The following is a 21,965-nucleotide window of genomic DNA, read 5'->3' on the forward strand; positions in this document are numbered from 1 at the left end:
AGGTGTGCGGGCGAAAGAGGGCGATCTGACCGGCCCGGCCCAGACCGAGGGCTGTAGTCGCTTCCGGCGCGCGGGGAGATCGCGAGATGCTCAGTACTCGTTCAGCGGAGCAGAGGGTGGAAAGGTGACCGGCAGGGCCGCCAAGGCGCGGTGGAAGGGACCGGGCCGCCAGGTCGGTGCATCAGCTGGTATGGCCAGCTGGATCTCGGGCAGCGCATCGAGGAGCTGATCGATCGCGTCCTGAGCGATCAGGTAGGCCAGCGACTGCGCGGGGCAGGCGTGTGGGCCGATGCCCCACGCCAGATGCGAGCGATTGCCTGTCCGATTCTCGGTCCGGATCGCGGGGTCGTTATTGCAACCGGCCATGCTGATGACGACCGGTTGATGCGCGGGCAGCCAGACCTCGTCGATGAGGACCGGCTGACGGGGATAGGTGGTGAGGAGATTTGCCAGCGGCGGGTTGTCGAACAGGACTTCGTCCAGTGCGTCGCGAGTGGACAGGGTCCCGCCGAGGACACTTCCTCCGAAGCGTTCGTCGGAGAGGATCAGCAGCAGGGTATTGCAGATCAGGTTCTGTTCCAGTTCGATCCCGCCGCCGTAGAAGCTGGTCAGCTGGTGGATCATCTCCAGTTCATCGAGCTCGGCCGGATGCTGCAGCAGTAGCGAGGTGATGTCGTTGCCCGGATGCGTCCGTTTGAGGGCCACCAGTTCCAGCAGCGCCTCGGCGATCATCTTGTTGCCTTCGTCGGCATCGATCCCCTCGAGCATCGCGGCCATGCCTGCGGCGACCCGCTGTCCGATCTCCGGTGGGCAGCCGAGCATGGAATCGACGACCGCGAATGCGAGCGGGAGTGCGTACTGGCTGATCAGATCGGCTGCACCGGCCTGGCAAAAGGTGTTGACCAGCGGGATGGCGACCTTCTCCACGGTGGCATGCAGAGCATACTGATCTACCGCATTGATACTCGTGGTGATTGCCTGCCGGTAGCGCAGGAGGGCTGCTCCGTCGTTTCGAGTCCCGTTGGGCCGCCACTCCATCAGCGGCCGGACCGGGCAGTCGGCCGGGATGTTCTGCTGCCAGGTGCGTGGATCGACAGGGAAGTGTTCGGGATCGTTGAGGATTCGCAGCGCGGCGCCATACCCGACCACCAGCGTGGCCGCCACGCCCGGCGCCAGCTCAACCGGAGCCAAAGAGCCGTACTTTCTTCGCATTTCGTCGTAAGTGCGGTGCGGATCCGAGGCGAATTCCGGTGAGTACAGCGGAACCCTCGGACCTGCGGAAGTCATCGGTGAGCCGTGAACGACCGGACAGGTCGGGGTGTCCGGTCGGGGCTGTGTCGTACTCAAGAAGGCACTCCGGATGTTGGTGTGTTCTGGGGACGCGGTGATCCGCACATCCCTGCTTTCCGCCGCCGAACAACTATTGCTACTTCGAGAAGCATACTGTCCAGCGATATTTCGTGCCAATCCTGCTGTGCCGCATCGGCAGCAGCAGATTCGAAGCGTCGAACGCCGAACCCGGCGGTGCAGGCCCGACGGTATCGATGGCGTGCTTTCCCGGCGGCGACGACCTGGTCGGGGCTGCTCGGGCCGCTGATTTCTTTCTCCGGTGCAGTAGACAAGTCGTTCCGCGAGCGTGATAGTCGATCGATCACCGCAACGGTGCGGCCGGCTTCCGATATGGTCGAGCGGTTCGCAATATCGTGAAGGGATGACGGCTGTGATCTCCTTGTGTCCCAGAGGATCAACGAGGTTGGCGGCTGGAGTGCCGACACGACTCTTGTATTTTGTTGTGCTGCAGGATGGTTGATCTCGTCATGGATGGGGCGGGTGCTGGGTGATGTTGTGGTCGAGGATGTTTCGGGGTGTCAAGGATAATGCGGCTTGGGCCACTGCCAGGTCCGTACCTGGCAGCATTGGTATCGGCACATCACCCCGGCGATGTTCGCTCACGCCCTCCTCGCAGCCGCCGAAGCCGCACAATTGAAGGAATCTGCACAATGAGCGCACTCCGGAACGCCCTCGACATGCCCGCAACGGCAATGGATCGGACACTACGCGGTTTAGACTCTCCCGAAATCAAGCTCAATATCGGCGCAGTTCTTCACTTCGACGGGCAACCGCCCCACCTCGGTGACATCCGGGACTACATCGCTACCCGGCTCGCTGCTGTGCCGGCGTTGGCTGTATGGATGCCCCGGGGAGCCCGGCATTGGACGGTCGCCGACGAGGTGGACCTGACCAGCCATGTTGTCGAGCACGTTGTGCCCGCCCAGGAAAATCTGGAGCAGGTCGTTGTCGAGCTGGCGAAAGCTCCGCTGCCGGAGGACGCTCCACATTGGCGGATGTGGTTGCTGCGCGGTTACGCGCCGGATCGATACGCCCTGTTGTATCTGGTGCACCACGGCGTACAAGACGGTGCGGGAATGCTTCGAACACTGGAGTCGCTGTTCGCACCTGGTATCCCCGAGAGTGAATCGTCGGCGGCATATCACGGTTTCGCCCAATCCCCTCGCGCGTCGGCCCGCACGCGAGTGCAGTGCGCCTCGAAGGATCTGCAGAGCCTTCGGAGCCTGGGTGCCTGGGACGTGCCCGGGTGCCGGGCCACCCATGAAGTCGGATTCGCGTGGAGCCGCGTGCCCACCAGCACGCTCACTTCCGTCGCCCGCGCTTCCGGCTGCACCCGCAATGACGTATATGTCGCGGCGCTCGCCCAAGCGCTCGCCCGCTGGCAGAGCGAGATCCGCGGGAGTGCCGACTTGCCCGACATACCGTTTCTGGTGTCGGCCAATGTCCGTCGCCCGGAGGAGGTCGCCCTGGCGGGCAACAGGACAGCCACCCCCTACCTCAGACTGCCGGGGGCGCTGCTCCCCTTCGACCAACGGCTGACCAGCACCACCCGCGCCACCGCACCGTTGAAGTCGCCGACGGTCCGGGCAGCGATGCGCCGCAACTTCGACAGCACGCCCGGATGGCTCATGCGAACAACGTTTTCCGCTATCTCGACGCCACGACGTGCTCCGGCCTCGGTGTCGAATGTCGTTTTGCGTCATCCCCTCGCGCTGCACGGCGATCCCGTCACCGCGATCGATCCGATCACGACCACCCTCGGCGGCCTTCCGCTGAGCGTGCTTCTCCTTGTCCATGGAGACAGTGCCACCGCATGCTTCAGAGCGGACGCCGGATTCTCCGGCCTCGACCAAATACACCGTGAGTGGGAACAGACCCTGCTCTCATGGCAGACCAACGCGACGATGCCGAGCTAGTCCCAGGCCGGGGTCCGCTCTCGTTCGCGCCGGAGCGCGTGTCGACCTCGGCGTTCCCGTCGAAGGCGCGAAGCGCAAGCCTCGGGACACCCGACGACACGCTGAAGGCGCGGGAGGCGGGGAGCACGCTGCAGCTACGGGGCGGCGGGCTTGCGGGCGAAGCGGCCGGGCCCGGCCTGGTCGCGCGGTTTGACGACGATCGTGTCCAGGTCGACGTGCGGCGGACGGCCGGCGGCGAAGGCGATGATCTCGGCGATGTCCTGCGCGAGCAGCGGATCGATACCTTCGTAGACCTTGGCGGCGCGCTCGGCGTCGCCGTCGAAGCGGACCAGGGAGAACTCGGTTTCCACCGCGCCCGGGGCGATTTCGGTGAGCCGCACCGGCTGGCCGAGCAGCTCGCCGCGCAGGGTGCGGTGCAGGACGCCCTGGGCGTGTTTGGCCGAGGTGTAGCCCGAGCCGTTGTCGTAGGTCTCGAGGGCGGCGATCGAGGTGACGGTGACGATCAGTCCGTCACCCGAGGCGATCAGCTTCGGCAGCAGTGCCTTGGTCAGCCGTAACGTGCCCAGCACGTTGGTCTCCCACATCCACCGCCAATCGTCCAGATTCGCCTCGGCCACCGTGGCCAGCCCCTTGGCCCCGCCGGCGTTGTTGACCAGCACGTCGACCCGCTCCACCGCATCGCAGAACGTCCGCACCGACTCGTCGTCGGTCACGTCCAGCGCCAGCGCGGTCCCTCCGATCTCCTGTGCGAGCTGCTCGAGCCGATCCACCCGTCGCGCCCCCACGTACACGTGGAACCCCTGTTTCGCCAGCTCACGCGCGGTGGCTTCACCGATCCCCGAACTGGCCCCGGTGACAACAGCACTACGAGTACTCATATCCGAAGCTTATGTGCCCGCAATCAGCCGGGCATCACGACCGCTGTCCAGCCGAGGGGCCGTGGCGGCGGGCTGGCTAACCTCGCCCTATGGGTATTCGGGAAGTGGTCAGTGCCGACGGGGTCGGGATCGTCTATCGGGTGAGTGGGCCCGCGGGCGGGCGGCCGCTGGTATTGCTGCACGGGTGGGCGGGGAATTTGCGGAACTGGGGGACTGCCGGTGAGGAGTTGGCTCGGCGGTATCGGGTGATCGCGGTGGATCTGCGAGGGCACGGATATTCCGATGCGCCCGAGGGCGGCTACGACGATCCGGCGAATTGGGCCGCTGACGTCGCGGCCGTGCTGGCGGCGGAGGATGTCGAGACCGGGGCGGTGCTGCTCGGGTGGTCCTACGGCGGAATCGTGCTCAGCGACTATCTCGCGGCGAATGGCACGGGGGCGGTTGCGGGCGTGGTGTACTGCGGGTCGCAGGCGGGGATCGGGCGCGGAGTTCCCGGCGCGGAACCCGGCCCGGCCATGCGGAAGGCCATTCCCGACGTGTTCGAGGCGAGTGCGGGCAGGGCGATGCGCGGATTCGCGGCCTTCGGCAGCGCGAACACCGGTACTGCGCGGGACAAGGGCGGCGATGCGCAACGCCTGTTCGGCGGCAGCCTGTCCACCCCGCCGCGGGTGCGCAAGGCGCTGTTCTACCGCACCGTCGACAACACCGCGATGCTGCGCGCCCTGGACGTCCCGGTGCTGGTCCTGCACGGCACCGCCGATCCGGTGGTGCCCGTCGACAACGGCCGCTACATCGCGGAGGCCGCCCCGGACGTGCGCACGTCCTACTGGGAAGGCGCACAGCACGGGCTGTTCATCGAGGATCCGCACCGTTTCGTGGCCGAGGTCACCGAGTTCATCGATTCGCTCGACTGAAATGCCATCGCCGCGCTCGATGCGGTCGGAATAAACGCCAACCGCCGCAACTTTTTTCGTATTCAGGATGTTCGATCCGGTCGCGGCCCGCGCGAATGTCCGGTTCGATGCCGGTGTGACCGATGTTTCCGGGGCGCGGATTTGAACCCTGTGGTGCGCGGTCTCGTCGGTCTGGTGTGGGTGATCGCATACCGATGCAGGCCGCGCTGCGGGTTTGTGCCCGGACCGCATTCGTGCCGGTTGTGAAATACATTGCGCCCCTGTGGATTCGACTTGGCCGGTGGTGGCCCGGCCCGGCGGGCGCAGCGGTCCGCCGAGCGATGGATACCGGGAAACGTATTGTGACGACTCTCACTTGGTGGTCCGGCCCGCATCGGCAGGCGGTACCGGACGTGCACACTGGAAAGGTGGTGAGTCAACGTACGGACCTACGGCCGAATCGGATAGCCGTGTTGTCGGTGCATACCTCGCCGCTGGCGCAGCCGGGCACCGGCGATGCGGGTGGGATGAACGTCTACGTGCTGCAGACCGCGATTCAGCTGGCCCGCCGCGGGGTCGAGGTGGAGATCTTCACCCGCGCGACCTCCTCGAGTGACGAACCGGTGGTCGAGGCCGCTCCCGGCGTCCTGGTGCGCAACGTGGTGGCGGGCCCGTTCGAGGGCTTGGACAAGCACGATCTGCCCACCCAGCTGTGCCCGTTCGCGGCCGAGGTGCTGCGGCAGGAGGCCCGGCAGCTGCCCGGCCACTACGACCTCATCCACTCGCACTACTGGCTGTCCGGGCAGGTCGGTTGGCTGGCGCGGGATCGCTGGCGGGTGCCGCAGGTGCATACCGCGCACACCCTCGCCGCGGTCAAGAACGCCTATCTCGCCGAGGGCGACGCACCCGAACCGAAGGCCCGGGAGATCGGCGAACATCAGCTCGTCGAGGAGAGCGATCGGCTGATCGCCAATACCGCCGAGGAGGCCCGGCAACTGGTCGAGCTGTACGGCGCGGACCCCGAGCGCATCGACGTGGTGCTGCCGGGCGCGGATCTGGCGCGTTATCGTCCCGGTGACAAGGCCGCCGCCCGCGCCGAGCTGGGCATTTCGCCCGATGAGCAGGTGGTTGCCTTCGTCGGCCGGATCCAGCCGCTCAAGGCCCCCGACGTGCTGGTGCACGCCGCCGCGCAGGTGTTGCGCGCGGAACCCGGCCGCGCGCTGCGGGTGCTGATCGTGGGCGGCCCGTCCGGTTCCGGACTCGAACGCCCCGACGCGCTGATCGAACTCGCCGCCTCGCTCGGCATCGCCGATCGGGTCACCTTCCTGCCGCCGCAGGCCCCGCAGCGACTGGTGCAGGTGTACCGCGCCGCGGACGTGGTCGCGGTGCCCAGTTACAACGAATCGTTCGGCCTGGTCGCGATCGAGGCGCAGGCCAGTGGTACCGCGGTGCTCGCCGCGCACGTCGGCGGGCTGGGAACCGCTGTGCGCGACGGGGTTTCGGGTCTGCTGGTATCCGGTCACCGGATCGGCGACTGGGCCGGGTCGCTGCGCTCGATGCTGGACGATCCGCGACGTCTGCGCGACATGGGCGTCGCGGCCGCCGCACATGCCGCCGAATTCTCCTGGGAACACACAGCCGAGGGTTTGCTGGACAGTTACGGCGAGGCGCTGTGGAGTCACCGGAATGTGCGCTCGCGGCTCGCGGGTACCGTACTGTTCGACGGCAATCAGACCAGGTCGCGCCCGCTGTGGCGGCGACGGACGGGAGTGGTGCACAGGTGAACACCGTCGAGACCGCGGAGCTGATCGAGCGGACGCTGCGCGATCGCGAGGTGGAGTACACCCGCAGCGGGGAAGAGACGTTCGTCGTGGTGCTGCCCGGCGAACGCAAGCTGAAGACCTCGGTCATGCTCACCGTCGGCAGGCACGGGGTGCGCATCGAATCGTTCGTCTGCCGCAAACCGGACGAGAATTTCGAGGGCGTCTACAAATTCCTGCTCCGCCGCAACCGCCGCCTCTACGGCGTCGCCTACACCCTGGATCGAGTGGGTGACATCTATCTCGTCGGCCGGATCGCGACGCACGCGGTCACCGAGGACGAACTGGACCGGATCTTCGGCCAGATCCTCGAGGCCGTCGACGGGGACTTCAATGTCCTGCTCGAACTCGGCTTCGCGGAATCGATTCGGCGGGAATGGAAATGGCGTGTATCGCGGGGTGAGTCGCTGAAGAACCTGCGCGCCTTCGAACATCTGGTGGACGCCGAAGAGCCCTGAGTTCCCGGACCACCCCGATCGACGACGACAATGGGCGGTATGGAGCTCAGCGATGTCATGCGGACCACGGGGGCGGTTCGGGAATTCACCGATGAGGCGGTCGAGGACCGCACGGTCTACGAGATTCTCGACGACGCCCGGTTCGCGCCGAGCGGCGGTAACCGGCAGGGGTGGCGGGCGGTCGTGGTGCGGGATCCGCGGGTGCGGCTCGGGTTGCGGGATCTGTATCTGCCGGGGTGGGACGAATATCTGGCAATGGGCCGGGCCGGGCTGGTGGCGTGGGCTCCGGTCACCGACCGGGAGGCCGAGGCACGGGCGCTGCGGGACGCGCCCGCCAGCGCGGCGAAGCGGGGTGCGTTCGCCGAACAACTGCACGAGGTGCCCGTCCTGATCGTGCTGCTGGCCGATCTGCGCGCACTCGCCGCCTCGGACCGCGACCTGGACCGGTACACCCTGGTCGGCGGCGCATCGATCTACCCGTTCGCCTGGAACATCCTGCTGGCCGCCCGCGACCGCGGCCTGGGCGGCGTCATGACCACCATGCTCACCCGGCAGGAGGCCGAGGTTCGCGCCCTGCTCGGCGTCCCGGACGAATTCGCGGTGGCCGCCGCCCTGGCCCTCGGCCACCCCGTCCGCCGCCCCACCAAACTGCGCCGAGCCGCCGTCGAGGACTTCACCACCCTCGACCGCTTCGACGGCCCGGAGTTCACCGCCTGATTCGTGCCGGTGCGGCCGGATGCTGCGTCGCGGTGGCCGGACCTCGCGCCGGTATTTCGCGCGCAGCCGCCGCGCCACGGCGGCTGCCGCGTTTCCGGTTCGAGAGGATGACGCGATTCGAATGATCGGCCGGTAACGCCCGCGTCGAAGCCGAGGAGGGTGGACACGGGTCTGCTCGGCCGGGGCTCGGAAGCAGTGTGGGCAGCTGGGCCGCGCAGCGATAACGGTGCGGTTCGGGTGCGGTGAACGGGTCGCGGATGCGAGGATTTCGGGCTGTGATCGGTGTGGCTTTGGATATCGGGGCGACGAAGTTCGCCGCCGGGGTTGTGGGCGCGGGGCGGCAGGTGCGCGATGTGCGGCAGATCGCGGTGCCGCGCGAGGGGGTGTGGGATGCGTGCCGGGAGTTGCTCGTCGAGGTGGTGGGCCAGGAGCGGGTCGCCGCGGTCGGGATCGGGGCCGCGGGGCCGGTGGATGTGCGGGCCGGAACGACCTCCCCGCTCAATATCCCGGAGTGGAGTTCCGGATTCGCGCTGGTGGACGCGGTGCGGGGATTGTTCCCGGGGGCCGGGGTCCGGCTCGCGGTGGACGGTGCGTGCCTGGCGCTGGCCGAATATCACATCGGCGGGCTGCGCGGGGTGAGTGACGGCCTGGCCATGACGGTGTCCTCCGGGATCGGCGGCGGGTTCATCTCCGGCGGGAAGGTCGCCCTCGGCCGCACCGGAAACGCCGGACACGTCGGCCACATCGTGGTGCCCGGTTCCCGCGAACGCTGCGGCTGCGGCGGTATCGGCTGTGTGGAGGCGGTGGCCAGCGGAATGTCCTCGGTGCGCTGGGCCCGCGATCACGGCTGGACCGGCCGCTCGGGCATCGAACTCGCCCAGGCCGCGCACGGCGGCGACGCGATCGCCCTGGCCGCCCTCGAGCGCGCCGGAACCGCTCTGGGCCAGGCGATTTCGTCCGCCGCCGCCCTCCTGGACATCGACCGCGTCGTCATCGGCGGCGGTTTCGCCGAATCCGGTGAGCCCCTGTGGAACCCGATGCGCGCCGCGATAGCCGAGCACGCCCGCCTCGGCTTCCTGCGCGACCTGCGCGTCGTGCACTCCCAAATCGACAACGGCGCAACCCTTGTCGGCGCGGCAGTCCTGGCCACCGAGCAGATCACACCTGATGCCACGACCGACCCGTCGACGTAGGTTCGGAGCCCGAGTAGGCACCCGGCCGTCGGACCGAAACGCGAAGCACGGGCTACTCACGCAACGTAGAAGTCGCTTGCTGATTTCGCAGGAACATGGGTAACTCACCGGGGACGACCGAAAGGTAACCAACCACCGAACCGTCGCCCCGACGCCGAAGTCTCCCCGCGCCCGACGGCACGCTGGAGTCGCGGAGAGGCGGATGAGCCGCGGAGAGGCGGGTGAGCCCCCCGCTACGATGGCCGCATGACGTACACCCTCGTGTTGCTGCGCCACGGCGAGAGCGAATGGAATGCCCTGAATCTGTTCACCGGCTGGGTGGATGTGCATTTGACCGAGAAGGGTGCGGCCGAGGGGCGGCGGGCCGGGGAGCTGCTGGCCGAGCGGGGGATTCTGCCCGATATCGTGTTCACCTCGCTGTTGCGGCGGGCGATCAGCACCGCGAATCTGGCGCTGGACGCGGCCGATCGGCACTGGATTCCGGTGATCCGGGACTGGCGGCTCAACGAGCGGCACTACGGTGCGCTGCAGGGCAAGAACAAGGCCGAGATCCGGGACAAGTACGGCGACGACCAGTTCATGCTGTGGCGGCGCAGTTACGACACCCCGCCGCCGCCGATCGAGGCGGGCGGCGAATTCAGCCAGGACGGCGATCCGCGCTATGCCGGTATCGAGGCCCCGGCCACCGAATGCCTGAAGGACGTGGTGGCCCGGATGGTGCCCTACTGGAAGTCGGACATCGCCCCGCAGTTGCGCGCGGGCAAGACGGTTCTCGTTGCCGCGCACGGTAATTCGCTACGCGCGCTGGTCAAGCATCTGGAGGACATCTCGGACGAGGACATCGCCGGGCTGAACATCCCGACCGGCATCCCGCTGCGTTACGAGCTGGACGAGAACCTGCGTCCGATCGGTCCGGGGGAGTATCTGGATCCGGAGGCGGCCGCGGCGGGTGCGGCGGCGGTGGCGAGCCAGGGCGCCGCCAAATAAGGGGTTAGCGGTTGTTTGCAACTTACTAGCCAGTAGCTAAACTCTCGCTCGTTTCGTTCGATCGAGAGGTGGATCACGTCCGATGAAGTACGCGTTCCGTGCTGCGGCGGTGCTGACCGCAGCGACCCTGGCACTTCCGTTCTTCACCGGAACGTCCTCGGCGGCGCCCGAGCCGACCGGGCCCGACGGCGGCGCCGCGGGCGCCGCCTGGACGGCCGCCGAGGACGGTCCGCAGCAGTACCCGAACATCCACATCGATTGGGATGTGCCGATCACCATGAGCGACGGCACGGTGCTGAAGGGCAACGTGTACCGTCCCGCCGACCCGGCCGGACGCCCGATCGACGTGCGAACACCGGTCGTGCTCAACATGACCCCGTACACCAAACTGGTGTCGAATCTGGCCGACCACGCGAATTCCGTTCCGGGACTGTCCGATGCGCTGTTGAACCTGTTCCGGCAGATCGATCTGTCCGGCACCCCGCTGTCCGGCGTCACCGATCTGACCAAGGCGCTCGGCGGCGGCGAACTGCGCAACTTCTCGGTGGATCGCGAACTGGTCGAGAGCGGCTACACGCAGGTCGTGGTCGATGTGCGCGGAACCGGTTTCTCCCAAGGGGATTGGGATATGCTGCGCCAACGCGAGCAGCAGGACACCGTCGAGACGATCGATTGGGCGTCGCGTCAGCCCTGGTCCGACGGCAAGGTCGGGATGAACGGGCTGTCGTACTCGGGTATCAACCAGGTGCAGGCTGCCGAAAAGCATCCGCCCGCGCTGAAGGCGATCTTCCCGGTGGTGCCGGGCAGCGATCTGGTGGACGACGTGCTCGCACCGGGCGGCGGCTTCGGATTCAACTTCATTCCGTTGTGGCTCGGCGCGATCAACGGCCTCAAGTGGGTGCCGGATCTGCAGTCGCTGGTGACCGGCAAGTTCGATACGACGTGGCTCACCGACCGCATCGATGACCCGTTCACCTATATGGACGTGCTGATCAACGCCTACACCCGAACGCGCATGCAGGATCTGGATCCCCGGGTGCGCCGGATGCTCACCGATATGTCCAGCGAACGCAAAGCGTGGCTGGGTGATCCGAGCCGGATCGCGATCCCCACCTTCGTCACCGGCGGTTGGCACGATCTGTTCACCTATTCGGAATCCAAGATCTACAACGAGATTCCGCTCGCGCCCGGGCACAAGCAGCTGCTGATGGGCAATACCTATCACCTCAACTCGGGTAGCGAATCCGGTAGGCCGGGCCTGCCGCCGCGGCTGGACGTGTTGCAGCGCGCGTGGTTCGACAAGTGGCTCAAGGGAATCGACAACGGTGTCGATCGCTACGGTCCGGTGACGTTGCGCGAACAGGGCGGCGGCTGGGTCACCCAGGGCGGTTTCGGCCCGTCCGCGCCGGCCGAGGAGGCCGCGAAATATCGCCGAATGTACTTGTCCGCCAACCGAAGTGGAACCGCGTCGAGCGTGTACGACGGATCGCTGAGCGGTACACCCACCGGCGAATCCACCAGGCTGACCGTCGCGCCCGGCCTGACCACGCTGTGTTCCAACGATGCCGCACAGGCCACCGCGGGTGTGCTCGCGGTGATCGATGCGTGCGGTAAGGACGCCCGGATCGCCGAGACCGGCGCACTGACCTTCACCAGTGCGCCGGTTCCGGGCGCGACCACGATTTCCGGCCCGCTCGCCCTCCATCTCGAGACCGTGCAGGACGCCGCGGACGGGTACTGGGTGGCGACGCTGAACGACGTCGCCCCCGACGGGCAGTCGACGGTGCTGTCCTCGGGTCAGCTGATGGCCTCGCTGCGACAGGTCGACGCGGCGCACAGCTCGCGCTCGGCCGACGGTGACTACACCGATCCGCGCGCCTATACCTCGCTGGACCGGCGTCAGCCGACCGTGCCGGGCGTGCCGACCACCCTGGACATCGCGCTGCCCGCCACTCGGGCGGTGCTGGCCCCCGGGCATCGCCTGCGGGTGGACGTGTTCGCCGGAAATTTCCCCAAGGGCCTGCCGATTCTGCCGATGCTGGTCGACACCGGCGTGAAACCCGAACATGTGCAGCTCGACCCGCGCAATCCGAGTTTCGTGAACGTTCCCGTGCGCGGCGACGACGGTTGGTGAACGGACTCCGTTTCGGCGAAAAAGAGGCAAACTTCACAAGTGGCGCACCCCGCCGGGCTCGTCACAGCCGCCGGCCGCGCGGACGGGCGAGTTCGAGTGGCCTTCGCGCATTCCCCAGATGCGCGGTGCCGCAACGCAATGTGGTCGCGGGATCGGCGATGGCGCGGGGACCGGCCCGGCCGGTGCGGGCCGACTCGCCGATAAACACCGCGTGAACGACTGGCTAACACCGTCGTAATGCCCTGCGACCTGCGTGAAACTTAGCCGTCCGGCACTCGCCGTGTCGGTCCGCGACCGTACGATTCACCTGTGAGCGTTCCGCAGGCCGTGCTGCTGGCAGTTCTCGCGGCCGTCGTCGGGCTGGCCGTGGGCGGGCTGCTCATTCCTTATGTGAATGCTCGCCAGGCCCAGCGGCGCGAGGCCGAGAGTGGCCTGACCATGTCCCAGGTGCTCGATCTGATCGTGCTCACCTCCGAGAGCGGTATCGCGGTCGTCGACGAATACCGCGACGTGGTGCTGGTCAATCCGCGCGCCGAGGAATTGGGTGTGGTCCGCAATCGCCTGTTGGACGAGCGCGCCTGGGCGGCGGTGGAGAGGGTCATCTCCAGCGGCGACGACGTCGAATTCGATCTGACGCTGAAGAATCCGGTGCCCGGCCGCGGCCGCATCGCCGTGCGCGGGATGGCCCGGCCGCTCTCGCGCGGAGAATCCAATTTCGTCGTGCTGTTCGCCGACGACGATTCCGAGACCGCCCGCATGGAGGCCACTCGCCGCGATTTCGTGGCCAATGTGAGCCATGAACTCAAAACGCCGGTCGGCGCGATGAGCCTGCTCGCCGAGGCGTTGCTGGAATCGGCCGACGATCCGGATTCGGTGCGGCACTTCGGCAATCGGTTGCTGGCCGAATCCGGGCGGATGGGCAAGATGGTGACCGAGCTGATCGCGCTGTCGCGGCTGCAGGGCGCGGAGAAGCTGCCGCAGCTCGAGGCCGTGGAGGTGGACGTCGTGGTGAACGCCGCGATCGAACGTTCCCGGACCGCCGCCGAAGCCGCCGGAATCACCGTCAGCACCGATTCCAACAGCGGGCTGGAAATTCTCGGCGACGAGACGCTGCTGATCACGGCGTTGTCGAATCTGGTGGAGAACGCCATCAACTACTCCCCGCGCGGCTCGCACGTGTCCGTGAGCCGCGCGCTGCGCAACGACCATGTCAACATCGCGGTCACCGATCGCGGTATCGGCATCGCCAAGGAGGATCAGGAACGCGTCTTCGAGCGGTTCTTCCGTGCCGACAAGGCTCGTTCGCGCGCCACGGGCGGCACCGGACTGGGCTTGGCTATCGTCAAGCACGTGGCGGCCAATCACAACGGCGAAATCACGCTGTGGAGCAAGCTGGGCACGGGTTCGACGTTCACACTGCGCATTCCCGCGGTCGAGATCGAGGATCACAGTGCCCGCGGCGGGGCCGTAGCGGCCGCCGCCGCGGACAAGAGAATCCCGCCGGGATCTCCGGCGGGCAAGAAGGAAACCGGCTCACGCCCCCCGGGGCGAGCCAGACCAAACGGTGTGGAGGCAACCCGATGACGAGTGTGCTGATCGTCGAGGACGAGGAGTCGCTGGCCGATCCGCTCGCCTTTCTGCTGCGCAAGGAGGGGTTCGAGGTCACCGTCGTCGGCGACGGACCTTCCGCGCTGGCCGAGTTCGACCGCTCCGGTGCGGATATCGTCCTGCTGGACCTGATGCTGCCCGGAATGAGTGGCACCGACGTCTGCAAGCAGCTGCGCATCCGCAGCAGTGTGCCGGTGATCATGGTGACCGCCCGCGACAGCGAGATCGATAAGGTGGTCGGCCTGGAACTGGGTGCGGACGACTACGTGACCAAGCCCTATTCGTCCAGGGAGCTGATCGCCCGGATCCGGGCCGTCCTGCGGCGCGGTGCGGGTGAGGAGATGGACGGCGGCAGCGAGAACGCCGTGCTCGAGGCGGGCCCGGTACGCATGGACGTGGACCGGCACACCGTGCAGGTCAACGGCAAGCCGGTCACTCTGCCGCTCAAGGAATTCGATCTGCTCGAATATCTGCTGCGCAACTCCGGTCGCGTGCTCACCCGCGGGCAGCTCATCGACCGGGTCTGGGGCGCGGATTACGTCGGCGATACGAAAACCCTGGACGTGCACGTCAAGCGACTGCGTTCGAAGATCGAAATGGATCCGGCCAAACCAGAACATCTGGTCACCGTGCGCGGCCTGGGTTACAAGCTGGAGGCGTGAGCTCGCCGCGACGGTCGCGGCGGGCCTGCCGGGCACCTTCGGACCGGCCGTGAAACGAAGAACACCCGACGTCCCGGATCTTCGGGAACGTCGGGTGCTGCGCGTCGGGCGGCGGTTCCAGGTCAGGTGAAACCGTCGGGCGCCGAGCCGGTGGAGCCGGGTCCGGCCGAGGTCGACGCCGCCGGAGTCCTCGTGCGCGGCCGCGCGAAACGGCGCATCAGGGGCAGATCGACCAGCTGGTAGATCGCTGCCGCCGCGACGATCGAGCCGAGCAGGCACAGGACCGCACAGCCCAGCCAGCCCCACAGCCCGAATCGGTGACCGCCGATCACGAACCTGGTCACCAGCACCATGATCGGGAACTGGATCAGGTAGAAGGCGTAGGAGATCTCGCCGAGCCACACCATCGGCCTGGACGGGGTGCGAGCGGACGGTCCGCGTTCATCGCGAACGGCCAGCGTGGCGATCAGCGCCGCCATCGGACCGACTTCCAGCGCCGACATCTTGAAGTCCACCGGAACCACCCAGGTGGCCAGGTAGGACAGTGCCACGGCGAGCAGTGGGAGGGTCAATCGCGTGTTGCGCCAACGGTTTTCGATCACCATTCGGGCGGTCAGCACACCGACGTAGAACTCCGGCAGCCGCGAGAGCGGAAAGTTGTAGCTGAACCAGTACGAGCGCAGCACCGGGATATCCGGCTGCTCGAACCAGATCCGGGCCGCGTGCAGCTCGGCGTGCGGTGACACATCACCGCCGACCAGGCGCGGCGCGAACGCATTGCCGATCGCGGTCGGGCCGTCCAAGGCGATCAGGTAGGCCGCGTGCAGCGCGAGGACGAATACGAGCAAGCCCGCGATCCACCACAGCAGCCGAGCCGAGGGTATGCGCCGCACGAGCGGCAACAGCAGTGGAAAGCTCAGGTAGAACAGCATTTCCGAACACAGCGACCAGGACGGCACGTTGAGCCCGCCGACCGTGCTCCACTTCGGCACCCAGTTGTGCACCAGCAGCAGGTTCGGCAACCACACCACCACGCGGTGCAGGGGCACGCTCGCGGCGAGGATGAACACCGCCGCGGTGATCAGGTGCGTCGGATAGATCTTGAGCACCCGGCGGCGGTAGAAGCTGCGCGCCGAACCGCCGCGTCCGGCCGACCAGTAGATGATGAACCCGGACAGCACGAAGAAGAACGTCACTCCGGCCGCGCCGAACTGCATCGGCACGAAGTCCTGGTGGATCCGCCGGAACAGTTCGGTCTTCTGAAATGGGTAGACCGGCAACAGAATCAGCGCATGCGCCGCGAAGACCGCACAGGCGGCCCACCACCGAGCGGCGGTCAGCGACGGCAGACGCCCCGAGTGCCGTCGCGGAGCCGCCGCCGGGGTGTGCACAGGCGGTGACTGCACCTGGGTCACTGTGCGATCCGGCGGTACAGTGCCTGCGCCGTCACCGAATCCCCCTGAGCGCTGGGGTGGAACGGCATGCCGACGAAGTCGGCCCGTGGGTCGAAGAACCCGTTCAGCCATGGTTGCGGCGAGCACAGGCCGTGCCCGGCGGTGATCGCGCGGGTGTCGAAGAATTCGAGATCCAACAGCTTCGCGGCGTCGCGCTGGGCCTGCTGCAACCGGTCGAGGTAGTCCACGAGTCCGGCGCCGCGGTCCTGCACGATGGTGCCGATACCGAGGACGCTGGTGCAGACCGTCGTCGAGTGCGCCGGGAACAGTTCGGGATATCCGACCAGGATGATGCGCGCATTCGGCGCGTAATAGCGGACGTAGTCGACGACCTCGCGGATCCGGTCGGCGTACGCCTGCCCGGTCATGGCTCGGAAATCGGCGAGCCGGCCCTGCGCCGCCGCCTCGGGGCCGCAGCCGTCGCGAAAGTTGAATATGCACGGTCCCATCGAGGTCCACAGCATCGTCTTGCTGGTCCCCCAGGTGTCGTTCATGCCGAACTGGAGGGCCACCGCCTTGGTTCGCGGACCGAACGCGCCCGCGGCCGCGGCGATGCGGGCCTCCGATACGATGTCGTAGGCGGTGTGGCTCTGCAGTGACGCCCCCGGACACGAGACGTCCTCGAAATCCCGCGTACCCGCGATCCCCATCAGCCGGCTCAGCTGAATCGGCCACGCGGTCGGGCCGTGGTTGCAATCTCGCGAATCGCCGTCCAGGCGAATGCCGTTCGCGGTGTACGAGTCGCCCATGACGACCAATTCACTGCCCGACGGGTGTGCTCCGGAGCTGTCGGCGGGAGAGTCGGCTCGGGCCGGGCCGCTCACGGCGACGGCGAGCACCGTTGCGCAGGCGGCCAATAGGGCGCCGCCGAAGCGGCCTCGGGCCGCGGTGAAGATATTCGTTCGCATCGTGCGTGGCGCCTCAGTAACCGGCTCGCGGAGTGAAGCCGGGATCCGACAGTGTCGGTGGGGGTTTCGGCGCGGCGGTCTGCGGATGAGTCTGCGGAGCCTGGGGTTGCGGAGCCTGGGGTTGGGGCTCCTGGGGCTGCGGAGCCTGGGGTTCGGTGGCCTGCGGCTGCGCGGTCTGGGGTGGCGGCGCGACGGCCGGGGCCGACGAGGCCGGGACCAGGGGCGCGCTGGTCGCCGTGGCGCTCGTGGGAGATGCCGAGGAAGGCGCCGTCGGCGCCACGGTGGTCGTGGTGCTCGGCGCGGTTCCGTGACCGGAATTGTCGCAACCGGCGAGCGCAACCGGTCCGATGATCGCCGAAGTGGCGAACAGTATTGCGCTGGAAGCCTTTTTCAACGTGCTCATAGTCCATATATCGCATCTCGGAACCTGGATCGCTACAAGACGGCGGTTCCATGGTCCGGGACCTCGCTCGATGATGGAATGTGTTGTCGGTAACGATGTTCCGAGCCAGGGCGATACGCGAACACCCGACGCTCCCGGATCACCGGGAACGTCGGGCGTCACGGATCTCGCGGCGGTGTTCTAGGTGAGGTGGACCCAGACGGTGCCGATCTGGGGAAGCTGGGTCTGGTTCAGGTGGAACCAGCCGAAGTCGTCGTGCTGCATGCAGTCGGTGAAGGGGCCCTTGGGGGACGCGCCCTTGCAGTAGATCGGGTGGCTCGTGCCGTAGATGCTGGCGACGACCTGCTTGCCGTTGGCCTTGGCGTTGATCGCGGCCGGGTCGGTGTACAGCACGAAGTTCGAGGTGGCGTCGTTGTAGTCGCGGGTGTCGTCGGCGTGGGCGGCCGGGGCGACGATCGCGGCGCCGGCGACGGTGAGCAGAGCGGTGGTGATCAGTTTCCTCATCATGGCGGTGGTTTCTAACATCGAAAGATGACATCCGCATGGCGAAAGGGTGTCGCGCAGGGTTCGCTCCCGGCGCCGCCCACCCGCTCGCGAGTGTCGGGAGCAGCTGATCGGCCGTCCGAAAGCTGTTTTGCCCGAGGATTGCTCGGTCGGACAGATCTGTCCGACCCGATGTCCCGCGTCGCATCGGCGGCCGGACTGGTTCAGGCGGTGCGCTCCTCGGCTCCGTGCTGTGCCCGCGCCGTGGCCGGATGCACCGCGATCAGGCCCAGGCCCTCGCGACGTTTACAGTGCCGGGCCAGCTCGTCGTAGGCGGGCCGGCCGATCAGCTCGATCAGCTCCGGCGCGTAGGACTGCCACACGGGCCGTGAGCCGACATGTGCGTCGGGCGAGCCGGAGCAGTACCAGTTGAGGTCCTCGCCGCCGGGTCCCCAGCCGCGACGGTCGTATTCGGTCAGTGTGGTGCGCAGGATCTGCACGCCGTCCGGGCGGTCCACCCAGTCCTGGGTGCGGCGAATCGGCAACTGCCAGCACACCTCCGGCTTCACCGTCAGCGGTTCCACGCCGGTGCGCAAGGCCATCGAATGCAGGGCGCAGCCGATCCCGCCCTCGAAGCCCGGCCGATTGAGGAAGATGCACGCGCCCTCGTAGCGGCGGGTCCGCAGAGCCGGCTCGTCGTCCAGTTCGTCCTCTTCCAGATAGAGCTTCCTGCGCACCTTGCCGTCGGCGTCGGTGGCCTCGCCCATCAGCTGCCAATCCTGCGGTGTGAGCTTTTTCACAGCCTTGGCGAGCTTCTTGCGATCGTCGTCGTCGCACAGGAACGCGCCGTGCGAGCAGCAGCCGTCATCCGGGCGGCCCTCGATGATGCCCTGGCAGGCGGGGGTGCCGAAGACGCATGTCCAGCGGGACAGCAACCAGGTCAGGTCGGCCGCGATGGTGTGCTCGTCGTTCGCCGGATCGGTGAATTCGATCCACTCGCGCGGGAAGTCGAGACCGACCTCGGGGCTGGGGTCGATCTTCGTCGCTGGTCGCAGCCCCGTCGGGGCGCTCGCGGAAGCTCCTGCCGTCACAGGTGTGAGTGTATTGCTCCCGCGGCGGTTCGCACGGACCGGCCGGGTACCGAGTACCAACGGTATTCCGACACGTCACAGCGCCACCCAGTACCGTGTTGTTGTGCGGCTCGGTGTGCTCGATGTGGGAAGTAATACCGTCCACCTGCTCGTGGTGGACGCGCATCGGGGTGGGCACCCGATGCCGATGAGTTCGACCAAGGCCACCTTGCGCATGTCGGAGAATATGGACGACAACGGTCGCATCACCGGCGCGGGCGCGGATCGGCTGATCGCGACGGTGGCCGAATTCGCCAGCATCGCAAAGACTTCCGGGTGCATTCAGCTGATGCCGTTCGCCACCTCGGCGGTGCGCGAGGCGACCAACTCCGAAGAGGTGCTGCTGCGCGTGCGCCGGGAGACCGGCGTCGAGTTGCGAGTGCTGTCCGGGGTCGACGAGGCTCGGCTGACGTTCCTGGCCGTGCGCCGCTGGTACGGCTGGAGCGCGGGGCGCATCCTGAACCTCGACATCGGCGGCGGCTCACTCGAGTTGAGCAACGGCGCGGACGAGGCCCCGGATGTCGCGCTGTCGCTGCAATTGGGCGCGGGCCGGCTGACCCGGGAGTGGCTGCGCGAGGACCCGCCGGGTAAGCGTCGTATCGCGGTGCTGCGCGACTGGCTCGAGGCCGAGATGGTGGCCCCGGCGAAACAGCTGCTCGAGCCCGGTCGTCCGGATCTGGCGGTGGGCACCTCGAAGACGTTCCGCTCACTGGCCCGGCTCACCGGCGCCGCCCCCTCTGCCGCGGGCCCCCGGGAGAGGCGTATTCTCACCATCTCCGGTCTGCGGCAGCTGATTGCGTTCATCTCCAGAATGACGGCCTCGGACCGGGCAGAATTGGAGGGCGTCAGCTCCGATCGGTCACAGCAACTGGTGGCCGGCGCACTGGTCGCGGAGGCGGGTATGCGTGCGTTATCGCTGGATACTCTCGAGATTTGCCCATGGGCGCTGCGGGAGGGATTGATCCTGCGCAAACTAGATACCGACCTGGACAGCGATCCGTCGACCGGTAACGGCCGGTCCTCGGATGTGCCGGGCCCGACGGAAACGGTTTTGCGATGAGTGAAGATTCGACTCAGCTCTCGGTCGCCGAGCTGCTGGCCCGCAACGGCCAGGGCGCGCCCGCCTCCGGCGGCGGTGGCCGCCGGCGGCGCAGCGGCCGCGGTATCGGGGTCAACGAGTTCACCGGCGATATGCCCGTGGTGCGGGAGGGCGGTTCCTCCCATGCCGCCCCGGAGGAGCCCGCCGGGTACGACGCGCCGCCATCTCCGGACCCCGCTCTCGCCTATTCCGCGACGCCGGAATCGGACTATTCGCCGCTGTCGGGGCCGATCGCCTTCTACGACCCGCTCGCGCCGAGCGGTTCCTCGCCGAGCGAGTCGCCCGGTTACTCGTCGACCGGTTTCGGGGTCGGCTCCTTCGGTTCCGGTGGTTACGAGTCCGGCTCATCGGACCTGGGATCGGGTTATGGCGCAACCGATTTCGGTTCGCCGGGGGTGGATCGCTCGTATCGTGCGCCGGAACCGAACGGGCGGGAGGCATCCGCCGATCCGTTCGGCAGTCCCCGTGCCGCCCAGCCGACACCGGGTGGTCGCCGGGCTCGTCGCGAACTAGCCGAATCACTTGCCGCACAAGATGATTCGTACGCCGATCCATTCGGTTCGGCCCCGGTTCCGGAAGTGCCCTCGCCTGGTGGCGGCGGGCGCAGGCGTCGCCGCGAACCCGATGAGCAGCTGACCGAGGTGCAGCCGTTCCGCGGGCCGCAGGGTTTGGACGCTTATGCGCCGGGCCCGGACTCCCGCGGTCTCAACGGTTTCGCTCCGGGGCCGGATTCCCGTGGGCCCGGCGCGAATTCGTTCGGCCCGGACTCTCGCGGGCCGGGCCCGAATTCGTTCGGACCGGATTCCCGCGGGCCCGGTGGTCCGCCCTTCGGTCCCGGTGCGGACTCTCGCGGGCCGGGCGCCAACGCTTTCGCTCCCGGACCGAATTCTCCTGCTCCGAACGGTAATTCGTTCTCTCCGGGCCCGGATGGGTGGGGTCCGCCGCGCGGCCCCGAGCCGATGGCGCAGCCGGGCCGCGCACCCGACCTCGACCGCGGCGAGCCCGGCCCGGCCCCGCGGATGGGGCGACGCAACGGCGCCGACGGTCCGCCTCCGCCCGGTGGCCTGCCGGCCTGGTCGGCGCGTCGGCGTGCGCCCGCGGACTTCCCGCCGCCCCCGGACCGCAACGGCGGCGAACCGCCCCGCAACGGTGCGGAGGTTCCGTCGACCGCGGTGTGGTCCCTGGCCAACCAGGGCAAGCCGGGCCCCGGGCCCGTCGGTGATCCGCGCGAGGATCTCGACTACCGCCGCGGCGGCCGGCCGCTGCCCTCCGACCCGCTGCCTCGCGATGTCCGGCCGGTGACCGATCTGCTGGCCGTGGATGTGCACGGCCGCACCGAGATCTACCCCGCCGTCGGCCCCGATTTCGATCCAATCGAGGACGACGATCTCGACCTCGATTACGACGAGGACGAGGAGGACCTGCTCGACTTCGACGACGAGGACGAGGAGGACGACGATTTCGACGAGCGTCCGGTCCGCCGGGCTCGTCGCTCGCCGGGGCGCTCCTCGCGCGACCGGTCGCTGAGTGTTCGCTCCAAGGCGTTGCTGCAGGGCGATCGGCCGCAGTGGCTGAGCTTCGGCGGTGGTCAGGAATCCGAGCGCCGGCAGTGGCTGGTGCTGGCCGGTCAGGTCGTCGGGGCGGCGGTGGCCGGAATGCTGCTGTTCAAGGGCTTCGAGAAGATGTGGGATCTGCTGCCGTTCGTCGCGCTGGCGCTGGCGGTGGTGGTGATCCTGGGACTGGTGGCGCTGGTACGGGTGCTGCGGCGCACCGACGATATGTACAGCACGGTGATCGCGGTCGTCGTAGGCATTTTCGTGACGCTCGGGCCACTGGCTTTCCTGCTCAGTACGAACTGATTCGGGAGTGAGC

General features: G+C 67.7%; 19 protein-coding genes. 13 read left to right on the forward strand and 6 right to left on the reverse strand.

Annotated elements, in window-relative coordinates; all coding sequences use genetic code 11:
- Nucleotides 1-90: 90 nt before the first annotated feature.
- Nucleotides 91-1,287: a cytochrome P450 family protein gene (locus tag NV1_RS25520; protein WP_157117359.1), complete on the reverse strand. Its 1,197-nt coding sequence runs from the start codon at nt 1,285-1,287 to the stop codon at nt 91-93.
- A gap of 713 nt (nt 1,288-2,000) precedes the next feature.
- Here NV1_RS25520 and NV1_RS25535 point away from each other — a divergent pair.
- Nucleotides 2,001-3,266, forward strand: coding sequence for a wax ester/triacylglycerol synthase domain-containing protein (locus NV1_RS25535; RefSeq protein ID WP_169813397.1), 1,266 nt, complete (start codon nt 2,001-2,003; stop codon nt 3,264-3,266).
- Between the two features lie 134 nt (nt 3,267-3,400).
- On the opposite strand, the gene NV1_RS25540 is transcribed toward NV1_RS25535, so the two are convergent.
- Nucleotides 3,401-4,144: an SDR family NAD(P)-dependent oxidoreductase gene (locus NV1_RS25540; RefSeq protein WP_067896357.1), complete on the reverse strand. Its 744-nt coding sequence runs from the start codon at nt 4,142-4,144 to the stop codon at nt 3,401-3,403.
- A gap of 89 nt (nt 4,145-4,233) precedes the next feature.
- On the opposite strand from NV1_RS25540, the gene NV1_RS25545 reads away from it, so the two are divergent.
- The 9 genes from NV1_RS25545 (at nt 4,234) to NV1_RS25585 (ending at nt 14,616) form a co-directional block, all read left to right on the forward strand.
- On the forward strand, nt 4,234-5,058 hold the full coding sequence (locus NV1_RS25545; RefSeq protein ID WP_067896360.1) for an alpha/beta fold hydrolase: 825 nt from the start codon (nt 4,234-4,236) through the stop codon (nt 5,056-5,058).
- A 320-nt stretch (nt 5,059-5,378) separates the two neighbouring features.
- Complete coding sequence (gene mshA / locus NV1_RS25550) at nt 5,379-6,821, forward strand: D-inositol-3-phosphate glycosyltransferase (RefSeq protein WP_174557479.1); 1,443 nt, start codon at nt 5,379-5,381, stop codon at nt 6,819-6,821.
- Nucleotides 6,818-7,315, forward strand: a complete 498-nt coding sequence (locus NV1_RS25555) for a type III secretion system chaperone family protein (protein ID WP_067896452.1) — start codon at nt 6,818-6,820, stop codon at nt 7,313-7,315. Before mshA ends, NV1_RS25555 begins: the two co-directional genes overlap by 4 nt.
- A 39-nt stretch (nt 7,316-7,354) precedes the next feature.
- Complete coding sequence (locus tag NV1_RS25560) at nt 7,355-8,032, forward strand: nitroreductase family protein (RefSeq protein ID WP_067896363.1); 678 nt, start codon at nt 7,355-7,357, stop codon at nt 8,030-8,032.
- A gap of 275 nt (nt 8,033-8,307) precedes the next feature.
- Nucleotides 8,308-9,225, forward strand: a complete 918-nt coding sequence (locus tag NV1_RS25565) for an ROK family protein (protein ID WP_067896368.1) — start codon at nt 8,308-8,310, stop codon at nt 9,223-9,225.
- Nucleotides 9,226-9,471: 246 nt separating this feature from the next.
- Nucleotides 9,472-10,212 carry a phosphoglyceromutase gene (locus tag NV1_RS25570; protein ID WP_067896371.1) on the forward strand — a complete coding sequence of 247 codons (741 nt, stop codon included), beginning with the start codon at nt 9,472-9,474 and terminating at the stop codon, nt 10,210-10,212.
- A gap of 82 nt (nt 10,213-10,294) precedes the next feature.
- Nucleotides 10,295-12,346 (forward strand): CocE/NonD family hydrolase, encoded by a 2,052-nt coding sequence (locus tag NV1_RS25575; RefSeq protein WP_067896373.1) that lies wholly within the window; start codon nt 10,295-10,297, stop codon nt 12,344-12,346.
- 309 nt (nt 12,347-12,655) lie between these two features.
- Complete coding sequence (locus tag NV1_RS25580) at nt 12,656-13,930, forward strand: sensor histidine kinase (RefSeq protein WP_067896376.1); 1,275 nt, start codon at nt 12,656-12,658, stop codon at nt 13,928-13,930.
- Entirely contained in the window at nt 13,927-14,616 is a 690-nt protein-coding gene (locus NV1_RS25585; RefSeq protein WP_067667943.1) for a winged helix-turn-helix domain-containing protein, read from the forward strand. Before NV1_RS25580 ends, NV1_RS25585 begins: the two co-directional genes overlap by 4 nt.
- Before the next feature lie 122 nt (nt 14,617-14,738).
- Here NV1_RS25585 and NV1_RS25590 read toward each other — a convergent pair whose 3' ends face one another.
- Both NV1_RS25590 and NV1_RS25595 read right to left on the reverse strand, forming a co-directional pair.
- A complete protein-coding gene (locus NV1_RS25590) occupies nt 14,739-16,022 on the reverse strand; it encodes an acyltransferase family protein (protein ID WP_245713916.1) in 1,284 nt (427 codons plus the stop codon).
- Nucleotides 16,023-16,027: 5 nt separating this feature from the next.
- On the reverse strand, nt 16,028-16,978 hold the full coding sequence (locus NV1_RS25595) for an SGNH/GDSL hydrolase family protein (RefSeq protein WP_067896380.1): 951 nt from the start codon (nt 16,976-16,978) through the stop codon (nt 16,028-16,030).
- Between the two features lie 155 nt (nt 16,979-17,133).
- On the opposite strand from NV1_RS25595, the gene NV1_RS43805 reads away from it, so the two are divergent.
- Complete coding sequence (locus NV1_RS43805) at nt 17,134-17,289, forward strand: hypothetical protein (protein WP_157117360.1); 156 nt, start codon at nt 17,134-17,136, stop codon at nt 17,287-17,289.
- Nucleotides 17,290-17,561: 272 nt separating this feature from the next.
- Here the strand turns inward: NV1_RS43805 and NV1_RS25600 are convergent, their stop codons facing one another.
- Nucleotides 17,562-17,888, reverse strand: coding sequence for a hypothetical protein (locus NV1_RS25600; protein WP_067896383.1), 327 nt, complete (start codon nt 17,886-17,888; stop codon nt 17,562-17,564).
- A gap of 200 nt (nt 17,889-18,088) precedes the next feature.
- Entirely contained in the window at nt 18,089-18,955 is an 867-nt protein-coding gene (locus NV1_RS25605; protein WP_245713917.1) for a DUF3109 family protein, read from the reverse strand.
- Nucleotides 18,956-19,058: 103 nt separating this feature from the next.
- Here NV1_RS25605 and NV1_RS25610 point away from each other — a divergent pair, with 103 nt between their 5' ends.
- Nucleotides 19,059-20,054: a Ppx/GppA family phosphatase gene (locus tag NV1_RS25610; protein ID WP_067896385.1), complete on the forward strand. Its 996-nt coding sequence runs from the start codon at nt 19,059-19,061 to the stop codon at nt 20,052-20,054.
- The gene (locus tag NV1_RS47235; RefSeq protein WP_067896388.1) at nt 20,051-21,952 is read left to right on the forward strand and encodes an Rv0497 family membrane protein; all 1,902 of its coding nucleotides are present in this window, start codon (nt 20,051-20,053) and stop codon (nt 21,950-21,952) included. The genes NV1_RS25610 and NV1_RS47235 overlap by 4 nt, the downstream gene beginning before the upstream one ends.
- The last annotated feature ends 13 nt before the right edge of the window (nt 21,953-21,965 follow it).

Origin of the sequence: Nocardia vaccinii NBRC 15922 (assembly GCF_001613305.1) — a bacterium.
GTDB lineage: Bacteria > Actinomycetota > Actinomycetes > Mycobacteriales > Mycobacteriaceae > Nocardia > Nocardia vaccinii.